Origin of the sequence: Neobacillus sp. CF12, assembly GCF_030348765.1 — a bacterium.
Classification (GTDB): domain Bacteria; phylum Bacillota; class Bacilli; order Bacillales; family Cytobacillaceae; genus Neobacillus.
Genome location: NZ_JAUCEU010000007.1, coordinates 1,383,935 through 1,402,645, shown reverse-complemented (window position 1 = coordinate 1,402,645; position 18,711 = coordinate 1,383,935). Strand labels below are relative to the sequence as shown.

Annotated in this window: 18 protein-coding genes; 16 read left to right on the top strand and 2 right to left on the bottom strand. The window is 36.5% G+C overall.

The features are described 5' to 3' along the window. Positions 1–151: 151 nt before the first annotated feature. The 14 genes from QUG14_RS07030 (at position 152) to QUG14_RS06965 (ending at position 14,890) form a co-directional block, all read left to right on the top strand. Positions 152–784, top strand: a complete 633-nt coding sequence (locus tag QUG14_RS07030) for a LysE family transporter (protein WP_289339806.1) — start codon at positions 152–154, stop codon at positions 782–784. A 249-nt stretch (positions 785–1,033) separates the two neighbouring features. After that, complete coding sequence (gene ltaS, locus QUG14_RS07025) at positions 1,034–2,980, top strand: lipoteichoic acid synthase (RefSeq protein ID WP_289339805.1); 1,947 nt, start codon at positions 1,034–1,036, stop codon at positions 2,978–2,980. Positions 2,981–3,131: 151 nt separating this feature from the next. Continuing rightward, on the top strand, positions 3,132–3,413 hold the full coding sequence (locus tag QUG14_RS07020) for a hypothetical protein (RefSeq protein ID WP_289339804.1): 282 nt from the start codon (positions 3,132–3,134) through the stop codon (positions 3,411–3,413). Between the two features lie 170 nt (positions 3,414–3,583). Further along, positions 3,584–5,371, top strand: a complete 1,788-nt coding sequence (gene pepF, locus QUG14_RS07015) for an oligoendopeptidase F (protein WP_289339803.1) — start codon at positions 3,584–3,586, stop codon at positions 5,369–5,371. A gap of 225 nt (positions 5,372–5,596) precedes the next feature. Beyond that, on the top strand, positions 5,597–6,151 hold the full coding sequence (locus QUG14_RS07010) for a TVP38/TMEM64 family protein (RefSeq protein WP_289339802.1): 555 nt from the start codon (positions 5,597–5,599) through the stop codon (positions 6,149–6,151). Positions 6,152–6,282: 131 nt separating this feature from the next. After that, positions 6,283–7,617 (top strand): Na+/H+ antiporter NhaC family protein, encoded by a 1,335-nt coding sequence (locus QUG14_RS07005; RefSeq protein ID WP_289339801.1) that lies wholly within the window; start codon positions 6,283–6,285, stop codon positions 7,615–7,617. 86 nt (positions 7,618–7,703) lie between these two features. Next, on the top strand, positions 7,704–8,438 hold the full coding sequence (pxpB, locus tag QUG14_RS07000) for a 5-oxoprolinase subunit PxpB (protein WP_289339800.1): 735 nt from the start codon (positions 7,704–7,706) through the stop codon (positions 8,436–8,438). After that, positions 8,435–9,202 (top strand): LamB/YcsF family protein, encoded by a 768-nt coding sequence (locus QUG14_RS06995; protein WP_289339799.1) that lies wholly within the window; start codon positions 8,435–8,437, stop codon positions 9,200–9,202. The genes pxpB and QUG14_RS06995 overlap by 4 nt, the downstream gene beginning before the upstream one ends. Then, positions 9,199–10,146, top strand: a complete 948-nt coding sequence (locus tag QUG14_RS06990; RefSeq protein WP_289339798.1) for a 5-oxoprolinase subunit C family protein — start codon at positions 9,199–9,201, stop codon at positions 10,144–10,146. Before QUG14_RS06995 ends, QUG14_RS06990 begins: the two co-directional genes overlap by 4 nt. Positions 10,147–10,320: 174 nt before the next feature. Then, positions 10,321–11,205, top strand: a complete 885-nt coding sequence (locus tag QUG14_RS06985; RefSeq protein WP_289339797.1) for a YitT family protein — start codon at positions 10,321–10,323, stop codon at positions 11,203–11,205. Between the two features lie 261 nt (positions 11,206–11,466). After that, a complete protein-coding gene (locus tag QUG14_RS06980; protein WP_289339796.1) occupies positions 11,467–12,471 on the top strand; it encodes an ABC transporter substrate-binding protein in 1,005 nt (334 codons plus the stop codon). Between the two features lie 48 nt (positions 12,472–12,519). Then, on the top strand, positions 12,520–13,329 hold the full coding sequence (locus QUG14_RS06975) for an ABC transporter ATP-binding protein (protein WP_289339795.1): 810 nt from the start codon (positions 12,520–12,522) through the stop codon (positions 13,327–13,329). Beyond that, complete coding sequence (locus QUG14_RS06970) at positions 13,322–14,086, top strand: ABC transporter permease (protein ID WP_289339794.1); 765 nt, start codon at positions 13,322–13,324, stop codon at positions 14,084–14,086. Before QUG14_RS06975 ends, QUG14_RS06970 begins: the two co-directional genes overlap by 8 nt. A 51-nt stretch (positions 14,087–14,137) precedes the next feature. Then, the gene (locus QUG14_RS06965) at positions 14,138–14,890 is read left to right on the top strand and encodes an ABC transporter permease (RefSeq protein WP_289339793.1); all 753 of its coding nucleotides are present in this window, start codon (positions 14,138–14,140) and stop codon (positions 14,888–14,890) included. Positions 14,891–14,976: 86 nt separating this feature from the next. Here QUG14_RS06965 and QUG14_RS06960 read toward each other — a convergent pair whose 3' ends face one another. Further along, positions 14,977–15,765 (bottom strand): IclR family transcriptional regulator, encoded by a 789-nt coding sequence (locus QUG14_RS06960; RefSeq protein WP_289339792.1) that lies wholly within the window; start codon positions 15,763–15,765, stop codon positions 14,977–14,979. A gap of 221 nt (positions 15,766–15,986) precedes the next feature. Here QUG14_RS06960 and QUG14_RS06955 point away from each other — a divergent pair, with 221 nt between their 5' ends. Together QUG14_RS06955 and QUG14_RS06950 are read left to right on the top strand one after the other, a co-directional pair. Then, the gene (locus QUG14_RS06955) at positions 15,987–16,772 is read left to right on the top strand and encodes an alpha/beta fold hydrolase (protein ID WP_289339791.1); all 786 of its coding nucleotides are present in this window, start codon (positions 15,987–15,989) and stop codon (positions 16,770–16,772) included. Between the two features lie 36 nt (positions 16,773–16,808). Next, positions 16,809–17,597 (top strand): IclR family transcriptional regulator, encoded by a 789-nt coding sequence (locus QUG14_RS06950; protein WP_289339790.1) that lies wholly within the window; start codon positions 16,809–16,811, stop codon positions 17,595–17,597. A gap of 207 nt (positions 17,598–17,804) precedes the next feature. On the opposite strand, the gene QUG14_RS06945 is transcribed toward QUG14_RS06950, so the two are convergent. Then, positions 17,805–18,695, bottom strand: a complete 891-nt coding sequence (locus QUG14_RS06945; RefSeq protein ID WP_289339789.1) for a LysR family transcriptional regulator — start codon at positions 18,693–18,695, stop codon at positions 17,805–17,807. Positions 18,696–18,711: the final 16 nt, after the last annotated feature.

Sequence of the window (18,711 nt, the reverse complement as noted above, 5' to 3'; positions counted from 1 at the left end):
TGAACTATGTTTACATTATGATTAAATCCCTAGGTTGACTTCACCAAATGCCTAATGGAAATCATATTCTTAATACTTTTAGAATTTTTTGGACATGTGTCACCATTACCTACATAAAATGTACAGATAATGGTGGAGTGGAGTGGTTTTTTTGAGTATCAGCATCTTAATCAGTTACATCATTTTGGGCTTTACACTAGCAGCTCCAATCGGTCCAGTAAATTCTGCGAGATTAGATAAGGGGATAAAGAATGGGTTTTGGCATGCGTGGATAGTAGGTGCGGGTTCAATGGTTGCAGATGGATTTTTTATGCTACTCGTCTATTTAGGGATGGTGCAATTTTTGGGGATTCCTATCATTCAAATATTCCTGTGGCTGTTTGGGGGATTTATTCTGATTTATTCAGGAATAGAAAGTATTAAGAATGCCAATACCATAACCCTAACGTATGGAAGGGACAAAGACACGTTAATGAAGTGTTTTTTTACGGGGTTTATTATGTCAATTACCAGCCCGCTATCTGTTTTATTTTGGTTAGGTATCTACGGATCTGTCTTAGCAAAAACGGCTCAAACAAATGGAACAGAATCTCTCTTAATTTATAGTTGTATGATTTTCCTTGGCTTGACTATCTGGGACGTCTTTGTTGCTGCACTTACTACTGGCTTTAGGAAACTGCTTACTGTAAGAAGTTTAATCACCATTTCCATCATTTCGGGTGCTTCACTCGTTTTGTTTGGTCTTTATTTTGGTTATCAGGGTGTTCAGGCATTAGTAAGTTAGATGTAGGAGGAACTAGAGAGAAGTGCTAATCAGGATTAGCATTTCTTTTTTTATATTTATACCTAAACTTGACATTTATTAAATAACACGTATAATACTCATTTGTGCTGCAATATTTTTTTCTTGGCTTGTTCATATATTGTTCATAATTAGCTGTTACTATAAATGATAGATTACTAAATTTTATAACTCATAAAAATTGAAACCAACGTAAATAAATAATTAATTGCTATAAGGCAGGTGCAAAAAATGAATAACTTAACTCAGAAGGGTCAGGGTATTTTAAATAAATATATTGGCTTTTTCTTTTTGGCTGTATTTTTTCTTTGGATGAAAACATATATAGCTCAATTAACTCAATTTAATTTAGGAATTGAAAATACACTTCAAAAATTTCTATTATTTATTAATCCTTTAGGATCATCCTTATTATTCTTGGGAATTGCTTTGTTATTTAAAGGACGCAAGAAATATATCGCATTGCTTGTGATTGATTTCTTCTTATCGTTTCTATTATTTGCGAATGTTGTATATTACAGATTCTTTAATGACTTTATTACGTTACCAACTTTAACTCAAACCCAAAACTTTGGAGATGTAAGCGGAAGTGTTGTTACACTTTTACGACCATATGATTTCTTATTCTTTATCGATATCATTCTTTTGGTTGTTTTACTTGCTTTTCGCTTTGTGAAAGTTGAATTTAAAGATATGAATCGCAGAAAAGTTGCTGCTTTATTCTCATTATCATTGGCTATTTCTTGTGGAAATCTTGGACTAGCTGAAACAGACCGTCCTCAATTGTTAACAAGAGGATTTGACCGTAATTATATTGTGAAATATTTGGGTATGTACAACTACACCATTTACGATGCAGTAAAAAGTACAAAAGCTTCTGCACAAAGGGTTATGGCCAACAGTGATGATATGACGGAAGTAATTAACTATACAAAATCAAACTATGCACAGCCCAATCCAGCTTACTTTGGTGCTGGTAAAGGTATGAACGTGATTTATTTGCATCTTGAATCCATGCAAAACTTCCTTATTGATTACAAGTTAAATGGGGAAGAAGTAACACCGTTCCTAAACTCCTTAACAAAGGATCAAAATACACTTTATTTTGATAATTTCTTCCATCAGACTGCCCAAGGTAAAACGGCTGACGCAGAATTTATCCTTGAAAATTCATTATATGGATTACCGCAGGGTTCTGCTTTTACAACAAAAGGGTTAAATACGTATCAAGCAGCACCAGCGATTTTAGCGTCTCATGGCTATACATCTGCAGTCTTTCACGGGAATTCAGGAAGTTTCTGGAATCGTGATGAAATATATAAATCATTTGGTTATAATCACTTTTTTGATGAAAATTACTATAGTATGAATCCAGAAGATCTAGCTGAATATGGGCTAATGGATAAGCCATTCTTTGAGGAATCAATTCCTTTGTTGGAAACATTACCACAGCCTTTTTATACAAAGTTTATTACTGTTTCAAACCACTATCCGTATCCACTTGATGAAGAGTTAGCAACGATTGCACCACATACAACAGGTGATAAATCCGTTGATACCTACTTCCAAACTGCTCGTTATGCGGATGAAGCTTTAAAACAATTCTTTGATTATCTGAAGGAATCAGGGTTATATGACAATTCTATCATTGTTATGTACGGTGACCATTATGGAATTTCTGAAAATCATAACAAAGCAATGGAACAAGTTCTAGGTAAAGAAATTACGGATTTCGATAGTGCAGGATTACAACGTGTACCATTCTTTATTCGTGTTCCTGGAATCGAGGGTGGAGTTAATCACGAATACGGCGGACAAATTGATATCCTTCCTACAGTTCTACATTTGTTAGGAATTGATACAAAAGATTATGTTCAGTTCGGTACTGACCTATTGTCTGAACAACATGATGATCTTGTTCCTTTCCGTGATGGCAGCTTTATGAGCCCAACCATTTCATCTGTAGATGGTAAATTCTATGATTCCACTACAGGGTTGGAAATTGATGAAACAAGGGTGGAAGAGGCAATGAATCTACAGACGATTGTAGAAAATAAATTAGCCCTTTCAGATAAAGTTGTAAACGGAGACTTATTACGTTTCTATACTCCTGGAAACTTTACTCCTATCGACCGAACACAATACAACTACAATCCATCTCAAGATGGTGAAGAATAAGATTCAAAAAGACTGTTTAGGAAATTCCTAAACAGTCTTTTTTTATAAAAATTGTCCGAAATGTGAATCTTTTGATTACATAGAAAATTAGAAGGAAACTTTCTCGGAAATGTCGAATGATTAAATAAAGGACTGATGGGAGATGAGACAAATGAATTCACAAATAGCTACTGCAATGCGTGTTGTTACAGGTGAAAAGTCGTGCATCTTATGTGATAATGACTTTGCATATGCTGCAATCATTAGTGGAGATAAGGATTTAGAGGAATTGTCATCAATCTATAAAGGAAAAGTAATAACTGATCAAGTAGTTGTCCTAAAGAAGAGTTTGGCTAATAACAAAACATTACAAATTGTAGATATTGAAATTACCGCCAAGTGTCCACATTGTCATTCCAATTATCGGTTCAATAATTTTCTTACCTTAGTTTAAAAATAATAAAAATATAATAAAAAGCACCAACTTGGTGCTTTTTATATTTGGACTTATTAGAGTATAATTGGAAAATAAATGAATAAATGCAATGGATTCAAAGACGGTCTAGAAAATAATTCAACAGAATATTAACTAATAATGAGTTACTCTAATTTAGGAGGGCGCTTATGAAGACTTATACTTACAGAAATGACGTACCAGTAAATGAAAAATGGAATCTTAAAGACATTTATTCAGATATTACTGAATGGGAAAAAGACCTTCAAAACGTTGAAAAATTGGCGGAAAAATTGAAGGGATATGATGGAGCAATAAAGGATGGTAAGAGTCTCTATCAATACTTAAAACAAAGAGAGGAATTATCTTATGTATTTAATCATGTCTATGCTTATGCCATGTTGACCGTAGATGAGGATACTAGGGAGGCAAGTTCACAATCATTATTAGACCGTGCCAAAGGGCTAAGCGTTAAGGTAAGTTCCTCAACATCTTTTTTTATGCCGTATTTATTAAGTTTAGATAAAGAAACATTAAGAAGTTATATAGCTGAAGAAGAGGGTTTGAAGTACTTTGAAGAGGATTTATATGAATCCTTTCGATATAAAACCCATGTCCTTACTAAAGACCAAGAGGAAGTCATATCCCAATTAGGAGAAGCATTGTCTGCTCCAAGTACAACCTTTGGGATGATTAATAATGCGGATATTAAGTTTGGCGATGTTACAAATGATGATGGCAAAATGATTCCGCTGACAAGAGGGATGTACTCGAAATTAATTGAAGAGGAAGACCGTGATAGACGTAGGGAAGCCTATAAAGCTTATTATAAGCCATATGTTGAATTAAAGAATTCCATAGCGAGCACACTGTCTGCATCGATTAAAAATAACGTCACCTTAGCAAGAATCAGGAAATATCCTTCAGCACTAGAAAAGGCACTATTCGGTGATATGGTGCCAAAGGAAGTATATGAGAACCTAATTATAGCGACAAAAGAAAATATCGCACCTCTTCATAGGTACTCTGAAATTCGCAAGGAGAAACTTCATCTTGATGAACTTCGGCAGTATGATATGTCCGTTCCTTTAGTAAAAGGCGTAAAACAAGTGATACCTTATGAGGAAGCCTATGAAATAATGATTAAAGCCTTGGCACCTCTTGGAGAGGAATATGTAAGCATCCTAAAAGAGTTCAAGGATGCAAGATATATTGATGTCCGTGAGACGCCAGGCAAGCGCTCAGGTGCCTATAATTTGGGGATTTATGGGGTTCACCCCTTTATATTATTAAATCACCAAGATGATTTGGATAGTTTATTTACGCTTGCCCATGAATGTGGTCATGGAGTCCATAGTAAATTAAGCTCGCAGCATCAGCCACAAATTACTGCTCGATATAGTATTTTTGTTGCGGAAGTGGCTTCCACCGTTAACGAAATATTGTTGATTAATTATTTGTTGAATACCGAAGAGAATCTTGAGGTAAGGAAGCATTTATTAAATCACTTCATTGATCAATACAAGGGTACTTTCTTTACCCAAGTAATGTTTGCTGAATTTGAGAAAATCACTCATGAACTAGCTGAAAAAGGTACACCCTTAAATGTCGAGGTATTTAATAAAACGTATGAAGCCTTGTTCAGGGAATACAATGGGGATCTAGTGGTGTTTGACGATGAAGTGAAATTTGGCTGGTCGAGAATTCCCCATTTCTATCGCCCCTTTTACGTCTATAAGTACGCCACTGGTTTTGCTTCAGCTATACATTTGGCAACCAAAATACTTGAAGGCGATAAAAATACGTTACATTCATACTTAAACTTCTTAAAGAGCGGAAGTTGTGATTACCCGCTTGAGTTGTTAAAGAAGACGGGAGTGGATTTAACGACTCCAGAACCTATAGAAAATGCCATGAAAAAATTTGGTGAACTTGTAGAAGAATTTTCAGCCTTATAAAAGTAAAGGATGTCACAAAATTTTTTTGTGACATCTTTTTTTATCACAGATAATTTTTGCATGGTATGATGTGTTTAAGAATATATTTACTCTTATGAGATTACCTTAAAATGAAACTAGGTGATTAATATTTGGAAAAAAATCATATCCTTTATTGGGATCATATTGATCATTTTTTTAGTTATACAAAATACGGAAACCTTCCGATTACTTAGAAACGGGGATATGGATTCCATCATACTGTCATTGAAAGATACCACATTTTCAAAATTCTTCTTTACTTTTATCATCATGGTGATCCAAAATTCATTTACAATTATTCCTCTCATTATTATCATCTCTATAAACTATGCATTGTTTGGTTTTTTTAATGGTCTAATGTGGAGTTGGTTCACAAGTATTATTGCTGCAGGAATTTGGTTTTTTGGAAGTAGATATTTTTTTAATGAGTGGGTCCAGAAAAAAACAAATCCGGAAACTTTAGCAAAGATGGAGCAAAATGGGTTGCTATTTGTGTTCCAAGCGAGAATTATTCCGTTCGTTCCTACTAGTTTAATCAATATTCTCAGTGGATTAAGTTCGATTACATTTAAACATTTTATTATCGGTACCATGTTTGGAAATCTAATCTTTTTCTTTGTTTTATCACTCATACCGGCTGGATTTATGGAGGGTAATATGGAGCAAAATATCCTTCTAGGTTTAACGCTCATTCTAGTAGGATTCGTGTTTTTCTATCGACTAAAGAAAAAACAGAAAAGAAGAAAACAAGTAAATTAGATGAACAAATCCTGGAAACATCTTGCGCTATGAAAAATATTATTGTACTCTAATATATGTTTGTTAAAACCTCTTCTTCTATTGAGAGAAGAGGTTTTTTCTTGTGAAAAATAAAGAGAGGATGTTTTGTCATGAGTACGAGCAAAAATGGGAATCCATGGGCACTCATACCTTTTGCTGTCTTTTTAGTATTATTTATCGGCTCAGGGATTGTTGCGGGCGATTTTTATAAATTTCCGGTTATAGTGGCAATTGTTATCGCAGTAGCAGTAGCTTTAACAATGAACAGGAAAGAATCGTTTAATAATAAGGTGGAGATTTTCACCAAAGGTGCAGGAGATTCAAATATTCTACTAATGGTTATGATTTTCCTCTTAGCTGGTGCCTTTTCAGAGACGGCAAAGGGAATGGGTGCAATTGATTCAACTGTTAACTTAGCACTATCCATTGTCCCGCCCAACTTATTAATGGTAGGTGTCTTTATTATTGCTTGTTTTATTTCACTAGCAATGGGGACAAGTATGGGTACGATTGTAGCACTAGCGCCAATCGGAGTGGGGATCAGTGAACAAACAGATATTTCACTTGCCCTTTCAATGGCGGCAGTTATTGGCGGAGCCATGTTTGGAGACAATTTATCCTTTATTTCGGATACCACGATTGCAGCTGTAAGAACACAAGGGACCAAAATGAAGGATAAATTCAAGGTGAATTTCCTGATTGTCCTGCCTGCTGCCATTATTACATGTGTAATTCTTGCCATATTAACAATGGGTGAACAAGCAAATATCAATAAACAATCGTATGAGTGGATTAAGATTCTACCCTACCTAGGAGTGTTAATTACTGCGTTGTCGGGGATAAATGTATTTTTGGTTCTTTCGTTTGGAATAGCATTCGCTGGGTTCATCGGTATAGTTGATGGCAGCTATACTATAATGGAACTCATTCAAAAAATTAGCGAAGGTATGGCGGGTATGTATGAAATATCCTTCCTTGCGATTCTAATAGCAGGAATGGTTGCAGTAATAAAACATAATGGTGGAATTGATTTTTTACTCCATCTTGTTACAAAGAATATAAAATCAAAAAAAGGTGCAGAATTTGGAATTGCTGGACTCGTAAGCCTAACTGACTTTTCAACAGCAAACAATACTATCTCCATTATTATTGCTGGACCGCTCGCAAAAAATATTGCCGATCAGTATGAAATTGACCCACGTAGAAGTGCTAGTCTGCTTGACGTTTTCTCCTGCAGCATCCAAGGATTGATTCCTTATGGAGCGCAAATGCTTGTTGCTGCAGGAGTAGCAAGTATCTCTCCCGTAAGTATTTTAGCTTATGCCTATTACCCGATACTAATAGGAGTATGTGGTGTGCTAGCCATTTTAACTGGTTTCCCGCGGCTCACAATAAAAAGAGACAAAGAAAGTTCTTCTAAAGAATTACGTTCTGATCTTATATGATCAGGGCGTTTTTTTTGCATTTAATGGGAGTATTAAATAAAGTTAAAAGTAACACATACAAATTGATTGATAAGAAGGTGTTGTCAGTGAGTTTTGAAATTGTTCCAATAGGGGATTGTGCAATCACCATTACCTTTGGCAATAAAATAGATGAGAACATCCATCAACAAATTAATCAATTTTTGCACCTTTTGAGGAGTAAGAAATTCGTTGGGATTCATGAGTATGTCCCAGCGTATACATCGGTTTCTATTTTTTATGATCCCCTCCTCCTATCTTACAGTCAATTAAAAGAGAAGGTGTATTCCATCTATCAAACAGCCTTGGAAATTCCAATGATAGAATCTATCGTTTATAGAATCCCCGTTTATTATGGCGGTGAAACGGGCCCAGATTTATGTTTCATAGCTGAACACAATCACATTAGCGAACGTGAAGTAATCAACTTACATGCAAACAAAGAATATTTAGTACATATGATTGGGTTTGTACCAGGCTTTCCATACCTCGGAGGTCTTAATGATAAAATTGCAGCACCTCGTCTGGAAACACCTAGAGCAAAAATAGCAGCAGGTTCTGTCGGAATTGGCGGCAACCAAACGGGAATCTATCCTGCTGAAGTTCCATCAGGATGGCGAATTATTGGTGTAACTCCATTATCATTATTTGATATTGAAAAAGCCAAACCCTCGCTTTTGTCAGCAGGAAATTATGTATTATTTTATCCTGTTGAATATCAAGAGTTTCTTTTCATAAAAGAACAGATAGCTGCTAAAAAGTATCAGGTATTGACTTATGTAAAGGGAGAGGTAATAACGTGAAACAGATTGACCTTAATTGTGATCTTGGAGAGAGTTACGGTGTATATAAAATTGGAAATGATAAAGAAGTTTTGAAGCATATTTCATCTGCTAATATTGCCTGCGGGTATCATGCTGGCGACCATAATGTGATGATGGAAACAGTTAACCTTGCTAACAGGTATAATGTGAAAATTGGCGCACATCCTGGATTTCCGGATATATCAGGATTTGGCCGAAGAGAATTGAACCTCTCCCCTAAGGAGATCTATCATCTCATCCTTTATCAAATTGGTGCATTGGCAGCATTTACTAAAGTGCAAGGTGTTAAGTTGGTGCATGTAAAACCACATGGCGCGTTATATAATATGGCCTCTACTAGTCGACAAATTGCAGATGCTATTGCGCAAGCGGTAGCAGATTATGATTCTAGATTGATTCTTTTTGGATTGTCTGGCAGTGAACTTATACAAGCAGGTAAAGAGAAGGGTTTATTAACAGCATCCGAAGTTTTTGCTGACAGAACCTATCAGCCCGATGGAACATTAACATCAAGAAGCGAACCGAACAGCATGATTCATGATAGGAAGTTTGCAGCACAGAGAATCATTCGAATGGTAAAGGAAGGAAAAGTAACAGCAGCAAATGGTAGTGATATTCCTATCTCTGCAGATACTGTCTGTGTTCATGGAGATGAACCTGCCGCATTAGAATTTATTAAGGAATTAAAGGATGCTCTTACAACAGAAAATATAGCTTTTAGAAAGAATTGGTTTGAAAAATGAATATGCCAATATTTAAGGTAGTAAAACCAGGACTGCAAACAACTGTACAAGACCTTGGGAGATATGGTTACCGAAAATACGGTGTGAGTCCATCTGGTGCAATGGATACCTATTCTTTACAAATGGGAAATTTGTTAGTTGGAAACAAGTTAGGTGAGCCTGTACTTGAAGTACCGTTTATTGGGCCAGTTCTGTGGGCATTACATGATGTTTCCATAGCAATCTGTGGTGGTAATTTATCACCCAAAATTAATGAACAAGCCATTCCACTTTGGAAAAGTTTAGTGATAAAGAAAGGACAATACCTTTCGTTTGGAAAAATAATACAGGGTGCAAGGGCGTATATCAGTATTGCTGGTGGGATCCAAGTTCCACAAGTTCTAGCTAGTAAATCAACATATTTAACAGGAAAATTTGGCGGCTTGGATGGCCGCGCTCTTGAAAAAGGTGATATTCTGTATGGACACCCACTAGCAAGAAGAAATAGGTTTCTTCATGAGAGTTTAATACCAAATTATCCAAATGAATTAACTGTAAGTGTCATCATGGGTCCACATATAGAAAAATTCACTTCATTTGGAGTCCAAACCTTTCTAAATGACGAATATATCCTTTCACCTCAATCCAATAGAATGGCGTTTCAATTAAATGGTCCGATTATTGAACATAGCAGTGGTGCAGATATTATTTCTGACACTATTCCTTTAGGAGGGATTCAAGTTCCTGCAAGCGGGCGACCTATCATTCTGATGGCAGAGCATCAAACCACAGGAGGTTATTCAAGAATAGGCACTGTTATATCTACTGATATTACCCGTCTTGCCCAAGCCCTGCCAGGGACGAAAATTAGATTTAAGGAGATCTCGATCCAATCTGCTCAGAATCTGCTAATCGACAGCAGAAAAAAGATAAAATGTTTATATAGCTTATCTAGGTCGCTATAACCTAGTAAATATGAACTCAAATTCATTTTTAATAGATTTTATGGTATAATGACAGTTATAATAATTGATTCATGAAGATTAGATTAAGTGGTAATAATAACCTAGTCAGAGATGTAGTAGTGGAACTCATTCTCCAATTTGGTTTTATTAATAAATTTTATAAGGTGTGATTTTGTGACAGAATTAGTAAACGGAAAAGTACAACATCGAAAACTGCCGCTTAGTAAAAAAATCTTTCGAGCGATAGCCATTTCTCTAGGAGCAATACTAATGGCTACCGGTCTAGAGATCTTTTTAGTCCCAAACAAAGTAATTGATGGCGGTGTAACAGGTATATCGATTATGTTATCCCACATTACGGGTCTTGAACTCGGTATCTTTCTATTCTTATTAAACCTTCCATTCGTCTATCTAGGATACAAGCAGATGGGTAAAACCTTCGCTATATCTACGGTCTATGGAATTATTGTTTTATCCGTTTTTACAACATTATTTCATCCAATACCAGCCTTTACCGATGATATTCTGCTTGCGACCATTTTTGGCGGAATGATATTAGGAATTGGAGTTGGAATTGTTATTCGGTTTGGCGGTGCCTTAGATGGTACAGAAATTCTATCACTCGTGATAACTAAGAAAGTACCATTCTCCGTCGGTCAAATTATTATGTTTATCAACCTGTTTATTTTAGGTGCAGCAGGATTTGTGTACAGTTGGGACCGTGCAATGTATTCCTTGCTAGCTTACGTTATAGCCGCGAAAGCAATTGATACGGTAGTTGATGGTTTCGAGGAATCAAAATCTGTTTGGATTATCAGTGACGTAGCAGAAGAAATTGGAAACGCGGTAAATGCACGTTTAGGTCGTGGTGTCACTTATATGAAGGGTGAGGGAGCTTATACCGGCGACGATAAGAAGGTTATTTTCAGTATTATTACTCGACTTGAAGAATCGAAACTAACAACAATTGTTGAGGAAATTGATCCAAATGCCTTTTTGGCAATAGCAGATATCTCCGAAGTTCGTGGCGGACGCTTTAAGAAACGGGACATTCATTAAATTTCAAAAAATCTCAGGGATATTTTCCCTGAGATTTTTTTATTGCTACCTGATTGAAAATTTTATATTTTCTAATAAATTGATTGACTACCATTAAAACTGTTATTACAATGTACATATAGCAAAACTTGTTTTTGTATATAAAACAAAGTAGAGGTGATAGTGCTAAAAATAATACAATTAATACAAACTGGAAATGAAATGTTTAAGGGGATGTCACGTAAAAAATACAAATTCGAGGGAGAATGGGAGATGTTCTTTGTGAAAAAGCACTTATTATTTTTCGGTATAATCACACTAGCATTAATACTTGCAGCGTGTTCTGGGGAAAAATCTTCTGGAGATGCAAAGAAAAAAGACGGCGGAGTTGTAGAAATTAACTTTGGCGGAGGATTTGCAACGGAAGAACCGATTTGGCTATTTGAAGCTGATCCGTCGCTGGCTCCTAATCTCGGAAAAACGTATAAACTTAATCTCTCTCAATTTAGAGCAAATGCTGATAGGTTAAATGCTTATCAGGCGAATCAAATAGATGGGGGCACATTAGGACAAGGTGCGGCAATTCTATCAAGCTCTCAAGGAGTTGAGATGAAAGTAGTGGCCGTCGTGTCAAAGGATACGCCGGATGAAGGATTCAATTCAACTTTCATGACATTAAAGGATTCAGAAATTAATGACATTAAGGACCTTAAAGGGAAGACCATCGGGCTTTCTGATTTTAAATCACCGACTGATATGTGGGTTCGAAGTGCATTGAGATCTGCTGGTTTGGATCCTGATAAAGATGTCAAATATGCCATTACTCCAATTCCAGCGATGACAGAAGCAGTTAAATCTAAAAAAATTGATTTAGGGATGTTCCCACAGCCATTTGGCGCAGCTGCAGAAGCTAGTGGTGAGTTTAAAACTATTTTCACATCAAAAACAGGCGTTCCCTTCGATGAAGATTTCCTCGTGATGTTTTTACACCCAGACTTTATTAAGGATAATAAGCAAGCTGTAAAGGATTTCTTAGCTGACTATGCAAATATCGTAAAGTATTACCACGAAAATGGTCCAGAAGCGAGACAAAAGATTATTGATAAAACGAAAAAGGTACAAGCTGATCCAAAAATCTATGTGAACATGACCGATAATAACCGTTCCGCTTATATTAACAGGGATGGCTGGGAGAAAGTTCAGGAGCTTATGTTAAAAGATAAATGGATTGATAAAAAGATCGACCTCGATAAATTAATTGATACCTCTTTATTACCATCTGAATAAGTAGTGCGGGGACATTTGTCCTCGCATTTATAAATAGGAGGAGTACCCATGACTAAAAAGATACCTGCAATGGAAATTGAGCATTTGAGAAAAGTTTATTCCACTAAAAAAGAAGAAGTAGTTGCAATAAAAGATGTAAGTTTAACGATTCCTGAAGGAAAATTTGTTAGTATTGTCGGTCCAAGTGGCTGTGGCAAGAGTACTTTTTTACACATTGTGGGTGGATTTATTGAGAAGTCTTCTGGCAAGGTGAAAATTAGAGGGAAAGAAGTGGAAAAGCCAGGACCGGACAGAGGAATGATGTTTCAAGAGTCTGCATTGTTTCCATGGTTGAATGTATTCGATAATGTTGCTTGGGGATTGGATATTCAAGGGGTAGCTAAGAAAGAAAAGAATGAGATTGTTGAAAAATACTTAAAATTGGTTCGACTTTGGGATTTTCGAAATCAATTACCTTCACAATTATCTGGTGGGATGAGGCAGAGGGTATCATTAGCTCGTATACTTGCCTTTGATCCTGAAGTGTTATTAATGGATGAACCATTTGGTGCATTAGATGCCCAAACTAGAGAGGAAATGCAGGTGGAATTGCTTCGAATTTGGAGCGAATCAAAAAAAAGTGTTTTGTTTGTTACCCATGATATTGAAGAAGCCGTTTTTTTAAGTGATACCGTTGTCGTTTTTTCTGGCAGACCAGCAGTCATTTCAGAGGTTATCGATATTAAGTTTCCTCGACCTAGAGATTTAAATCTCTATAAAACTGCTGAATTTAGAGATTATCGGAATCAAATTTGGGATCTTCTTCATCAAGAACACCATAAACCAGTACAAATTGTATCGGAGGTAGTCAATGGATAATAAACTTCTCCGAATGATTGCAGGTATTGAGTTATTGGCGATATTTTCAATTTGGCAGATTTTTTCTTCATTTCAATGGTTCCCAACCTATTTATCAAGCCCACTGGCAATTGTCAAATCAATGGGTGAGTTATGGGTTGATGGAAATCTATTAAATCATATCGGTTCCAGTCTTTTTAGATCACTAATGGGCTTTTTGTTAGTTGTGATCGTGGGTGTTACTCTAGGAATCTTAGCAGGATACTATCGAAGAGTGGGGACTTTCTTTGATCCCATTGTAAATACCTTAAATCCAATCCCAAAGATTGCCTTATTACCAATCTTAATGGTTTGGTTTGGAATTACAGATACAACTCGGATATTGATTATTTTTTTAACCGCTTTCTTTCCATGCTTTGTTGCTACGAGAGATGGGGTGAAATCTATCAAACAAGTCTATCTTTGGTCAGGACAGAATATGGGAGCAAGCACTACTCAATTATTAAGGAAGATTGTCTTTCCTGTTACGTTACCAAAAATATTTGATGGATTAAGAGTTTCATTAGGGTTGACCTTTGTCATGATGTTTTCTTCTGAGATTATTGGCGCTGCGAATGGTTTTGGACTAGGTTTCTTAATTCTCAATGCAGACCTCGGTGGAAGAACGGACTATATGTTCGCAGGTGTTGCGTTTATCGGATTGCTGGGTTTCATCTTTGATAAACTATTACTCACCATTCGAAGCAAAGTATTATGGTGGGATGTTAACAAAGCATAATCTTGAGTTTTAGAGTGAAAGTACTTACTAGTGAATTAAAGAGGTGAAAGGATGATAAAAAAGATTTGGAATAAAGTAGTAGACTATCAATCTATTTTCATTTTACTAATTGTATGGGAAATTGTTGCGTCACTTGGGATTATGCCGGAAAGACTATTTCCATCGATGTTAGTTGTGATTGGGGTGGCGTACGATCTCGTTATATCCCCGCTGCTTTGGGATAACTTGTCAGTAACGATGGTTCGTGTATTGAGTGGGTTTACAATTGCGGCCTTGATTGGAGTTCCATTGGGAATCATGATGAGTCGATTCAATGTAATGAACAAATTAATGCAGCCGATGCTTTCAATCGGCTATCCGATTCCAAGGGTGGCTCTTTATCCCATTCTAGTATTTATGCTTGGCATTGGTTCAGGCTCAAAGATTTTCTTAATTGTTTTGGAGTGCTTATTTCCAATTATTATAAATACTTACTATGGTGCACTAAGGGTAAATCATATCTATGTATGGGCTTCGCAGAATATGGGAGCAAATCATTTTAAAATGTTTTGGAAGGTATTGTTACCCGCAACAGCACCATCTATCTTTACGGGGTTAAGAATTGCACTTCCTCTTGCACTCATCATTTCAATATTGACAGAAATGATTAGTTCGACAGAGGGTATGGGATATTTACTAAGTTTTATGTCCTCATCACTCGTGCAGGAAAATGTATTAGCTTCCGTTATGTTAATAGCAATTGTAGGTTATTTAATGAGTGTTGTTCTTGATGTGATCCAAAAGAAATTTATCTTTTGGCATTAAACAGAACAAATAGCTAGCAGGGGATATCGATATTCACCTTGTACTATTGGACGTGAATATCGATATCCCCTGCTGTGACATTTGGATTAATTATGTTGGTGATAACCGGAATAGGAAGAAAGTTGATCTGCGTGTTTTAACAATGCAGGAATAACTGTTTCTGTAATGAAATCACCCTTACAGACCGCTATAGGTGCTACTACATTTATAGCAGCAATAATATAACCATGGCGATTTAAGATTGGTGCTGCAACAGAAAAAATCCCGTTTTCAAATTCTTCATTGCTAGTAGAATATCCTTTTTCCTTTATTTCTTTTAATTCTTTTTCCAGTAATCGTAATTCGGTTTTGGTCTTACCGGTGTATGATTTCAGTTGTTTGCCGGTAAACATGGCTGATAATGTTTCTTCTTTTTGAAATGCAAGCAAAACCTTTCCTAATGATGTAGCGTGCGCAGGAAGTCTTGACCCAACGGTTACATTGACTGTTGATACACCTTTTCCAGGAACCCTTGCGACATATGCAACTTCATTCCCATCAAGAATCCCGAGATGTGTTGATAATCCCGTTTCATCTCTAAGTTCTTCTAAATAAGGACGTGCTAAGTCTAAAAGCGGCATGGTATTCAAATAAGTGAAACCTAATTCGAGAACTTTAGGTGTCAGTTCATATCTTTTCGTCAGTTCATCCTGTCTGATATAACCTAAGGACTGAAGTGTGAACAAGATTCGGTAAGGGGTAGTACGACTAACATTTAGCTTATTAGCTATTTCGGATAAAGAAAGTGTAGGCATATCACCATTAAACATCTTTAGTATTTCTAATCCTCTAACAAGAGAATTGGATAAGTATCGGTCATTTTTATCTTCGGACATATATATCACTCCTAGTAAAACGGTAGTTGTGGTAAATAAATTTGCTAGTTCATTACAAGATTCGTTAATATTATACAACATTTTCCTGACTTGCGCCTTTTAACTCCTATAAAAAAACTCGATTAATCTGAAAATTCCGTTGACTAATCGTCAAAATGTTATATTATGAAGAAAAAACAGTGTTTTGCTAAAAAAACAAAAAAGTATACAGGAGGGATAAAATGCCGTATTTAACTGTACAGGATTTGTCCATTCATTATGATATAGAAGGGAAGGGAGATCCTATCATTATTCTCCATGGAATGGGGAACAATTCTCAATCCTGGAAAAAACAATTAGCAGGACTTAGTGAAAATCATACGGTAATTGCTTGGGATGCACCTGGATATGGAAAAAGTTCTGACCCAAAAGAGGAATTCACGGAGTTTAGTCAGTTTGCTGATATTTTAAAGGACTTTATCGAAGGCTTAAACTATAACTCTGTGACACTCTTAGGCCATTCAATGGGCTCTGCGATTGCACTTGATTACTGTTATCGTTTCCCTGAAATGGTCGATCGATTAATCATCGCAGATGCCACTAGGGGATCTGCCGCTTTAAGCGTTGAAGAGAATCAAAAGAAATTAGCAGCACGCCTTAATAATATTCTTACATTGGATCCAAAGGAAATTGCCATAAAGAGAGTAAAAGAACTTCTTTCCCCAAATCCTGACCCAGAAGTAAAGAAGGAAGCGGAAAGGATTATGTCACAGGTTAGACCTATGGGGTACCGCTCAGTAGCATATTCTTTATTTCATTTAGACCAAATGAATATCTTATCCTCTATTACGACCCAGACTCTTGTCATTTGTGGAGAATTGGATAAGGTAACACCAGTGAGTGAGTCAGAGATTTTCCATAACCTGTTAAAAAATTCAGAGTTGGCGATTATTCCAGGTACAGGACATTTGTGTTACCAGGAAGATCCAAGCTACTTTAATAAGATTGTATTGGAATTTCTTAAATAAATCATAGTATTTAGACCGTAAAGGAGGTGGAGGACGATGACAAAGGATGATAAAGAACGTTACAATGCCAATGCATTAGTAAGAGGATTAGAAATATTAAGGTTGTTTGGTGAGGAAAGAACAACACTATCATTGGTAGAAATCGCGAAAGAACTTAATGTAAGTCGAACTGTGCCTTTTAGGTTGTTATATACACTTCAATCACTTGGATATCTGAATCAAGATGAGGCTACCAAGCGATACAGTTTAACACCAAAAGTGTTAGAAATAGGATTTTCATATTTAAGTAGTTTAAAGCTTCCAGAAATCGCACAACCGTATATTGAAAGTCTAAGAGATGAAACAGGAGCATCCTGTCATCTTTCGATTTTGGATGGGCATGAAGTAGTTTATGTCGGCAGTGCCCCTGTGAGAGGAATTTCTGCCATAAATGTTAATATTGGACTAAGGCTCCCTGCTCATGCAACTGCAAATGGGAAGGTGCAGCTGGCCTATCAAACGAAGGAGCAATTAAATTTGGTTTTATATGGCTCAAACTTAAAACCATATACAGATAAGACTCAAACGGATTTACTAGATTTACAGGAAGAATTAGAAGGAATCCGCAAAAAAGGATATGCCATTACCAAGGGAGAATTAACCTTAGGGATTCAATCAGTTGCAGCACCGATTTTCGATCGCTCGGGAAAGGTTTTGGCTGCTGTTAATGTGGTTGCTACTGAAACAACGTTCCATAACGAATTTATTGAGAAGGTAGCATTGCCTAGAGCATTGGAAACATCAGCAAAATTGTCTAGTTATATGGGCTATCAATTAAAAAACTAGATAAGTAGAAAAGGCTTGCAAACGCAAGTTTTTTTTAATATAAAGAAGGTGTTTTCTAGGTGAATTATCACAAATAGTATCATAATGCCCATAAACCAACAAAAAATAGACCATCAAATTTAATTACAATTTGATGGTCTATTTCATTTACATTTTTAGGTTTTGTGACAGGTATTAGAACCCGTTACGGTTTTTGCCCGATTTTTCCTATTGTGCGGAAAGTTTGGAAAAGTATTGAATGATAAAAGATCGAAAATCACGGGATGCCACTGACATGTAACGTGAAGCAACCCAAGAAAGACCAATTGTTCGATAGCAATCTGGTTCTTTGATATGTAATCGTACAGGAGCATCCTTCACCCCGGTTTTATTCCACCAGTTATTAGGGATAAGCGCAACGCCAAGTCCTGATTTCACCATACTGAGTATCACTTCAGGATCATTGCTCTCAAAAACAATATTGGGCTCAAAACCAGCCTGGTTGCAAAGTAAGTTCGTAAAATGGCGATACTCATATTCTTGGGTCAGGTGAATGAACGGCTCAGAAGCGACATCTCGCAGGCAAACAGAATGGCAGCTTGCAAGAGGATGCATTGGAGAAACAACTAGAAAAATTTCTTCATTTAATATAGGAATTGTACAGATTCCCGGCTGTTCCAAGGGCGGTGAAGAAATCAAAATGTCAATTTTCCCTTTTTCTAATTGAAGCATGGTCTCTCTTGTAGTGATTTGGTGAAGTCGGATGTTGACCTGTGGATACTGTTCCAAGTATTCACATAAAAGGTTGGGGAGAAGACGAGTAGTCGTTGTACCCAACAGCACTAAGCCTCGTTCATGACCAGATAGGTCTGCCAATTCCTGTTGGGCCTCCTTTAATTCCTGAAAAACACGATCCACTCGTAGTAAAAAGGCCTTTCCAAATGGATTTAGTCGAATCCGCTTTCCAATCCGATCAAAAAGCGGCACCCCAAGCTGTTTCTCCAGTTGGATAATTGCTTTACTTAAGGAGGGCTGAGTGATATGCAGCTCTTCTGCTGCTCGTGTCATATGCTCTAAATGTGCAACTACTTGAAAATAACTTAACTGTAATAAATCCATGGTGAGTTCATCTCCA

Bases quoted from the DNA above. Each gene is read 5' to 3' on its own strand.
- QUG14_RS06975 (WP_289339795.1), top strand. From the start codon at position 12,520: ATGACTAAAAAGATACCTGCAATGGAAATTGAGCATTTGAGAAAAGTT.
- pepF (WP_289339803.1), top strand. From the start codon at position 3,584: ATGAAGACTTATACTTACAGAAATGACGTACCAGTAAATGAAAAATGG.
- QUG14_RS06970 (WP_289339794.1), top strand. From the start codon at position 13,322: ATGGATAATAAACTTCTCCGAATGATTGCAGGTATTGAGTTATTGGCG.
- QUG14_RS07010 (WP_289339802.1), top strand. From the start codon at position 5,597: ATGGATTCCATCATACTGTCATTGAAAGATACCACATTTTCAAAATTC.
- QUG14_RS06960 (WP_289339792.1), bottom strand. From the start codon at position 15,765: ATGTCCGAAGATAAAAATGACCGATACTTATCCAATTCTCTTGTTAGA.
- QUG14_RS07005 (WP_289339801.1), top strand. From the start codon at position 6,283: ATGAGTACGAGCAAAAATGGGAATCCATGGGCACTCATACCTTTTGCT.
- QUG14_RS06955 (WP_289339791.1), top strand. From the start codon at position 15,987: ATGCCGTATTTAACTGTACAGGATTTGTCCATTCATTATGATATAGAA.
- QUG14_RS06945 (WP_289339789.1), bottom strand. From the start codon at position 18,695: ATGGATTTATTACAGTTAAGTTATTTTCAAGTAGTTGCACATTTAGAG.
- QUG14_RS06965 (WP_289339793.1), top strand. From the start codon at position 14,138: ATGATAAAAAAGATTTGGAATAAAGTAGTAGACTATCAATCTATTTTC.
- QUG14_RS07020 (WP_289339804.1), top strand. From the start codon at position 3,132: ATGAATTCACAAATAGCTACTGCAATGCGTGTTGTTACAGGTGAAAAG.
- ltaS (WP_289339805.1), top strand. From the start codon at position 1,034: ATGAATAACTTAACTCAGAAGGGTCAGGGTATTTTAAATAAATATATT.
- QUG14_RS06990 (WP_289339798.1), top strand. From the start codon at position 9,199: ATGAATATGCCAATATTTAAGGTAGTAAAACCAGGACTGCAAACAACT.
- QUG14_RS06950 (WP_289339790.1), top strand. From the start codon at position 16,809: ATGACAAAGGATGATAAAGAACGTTACAATGCCAATGCATTAGTAAGA.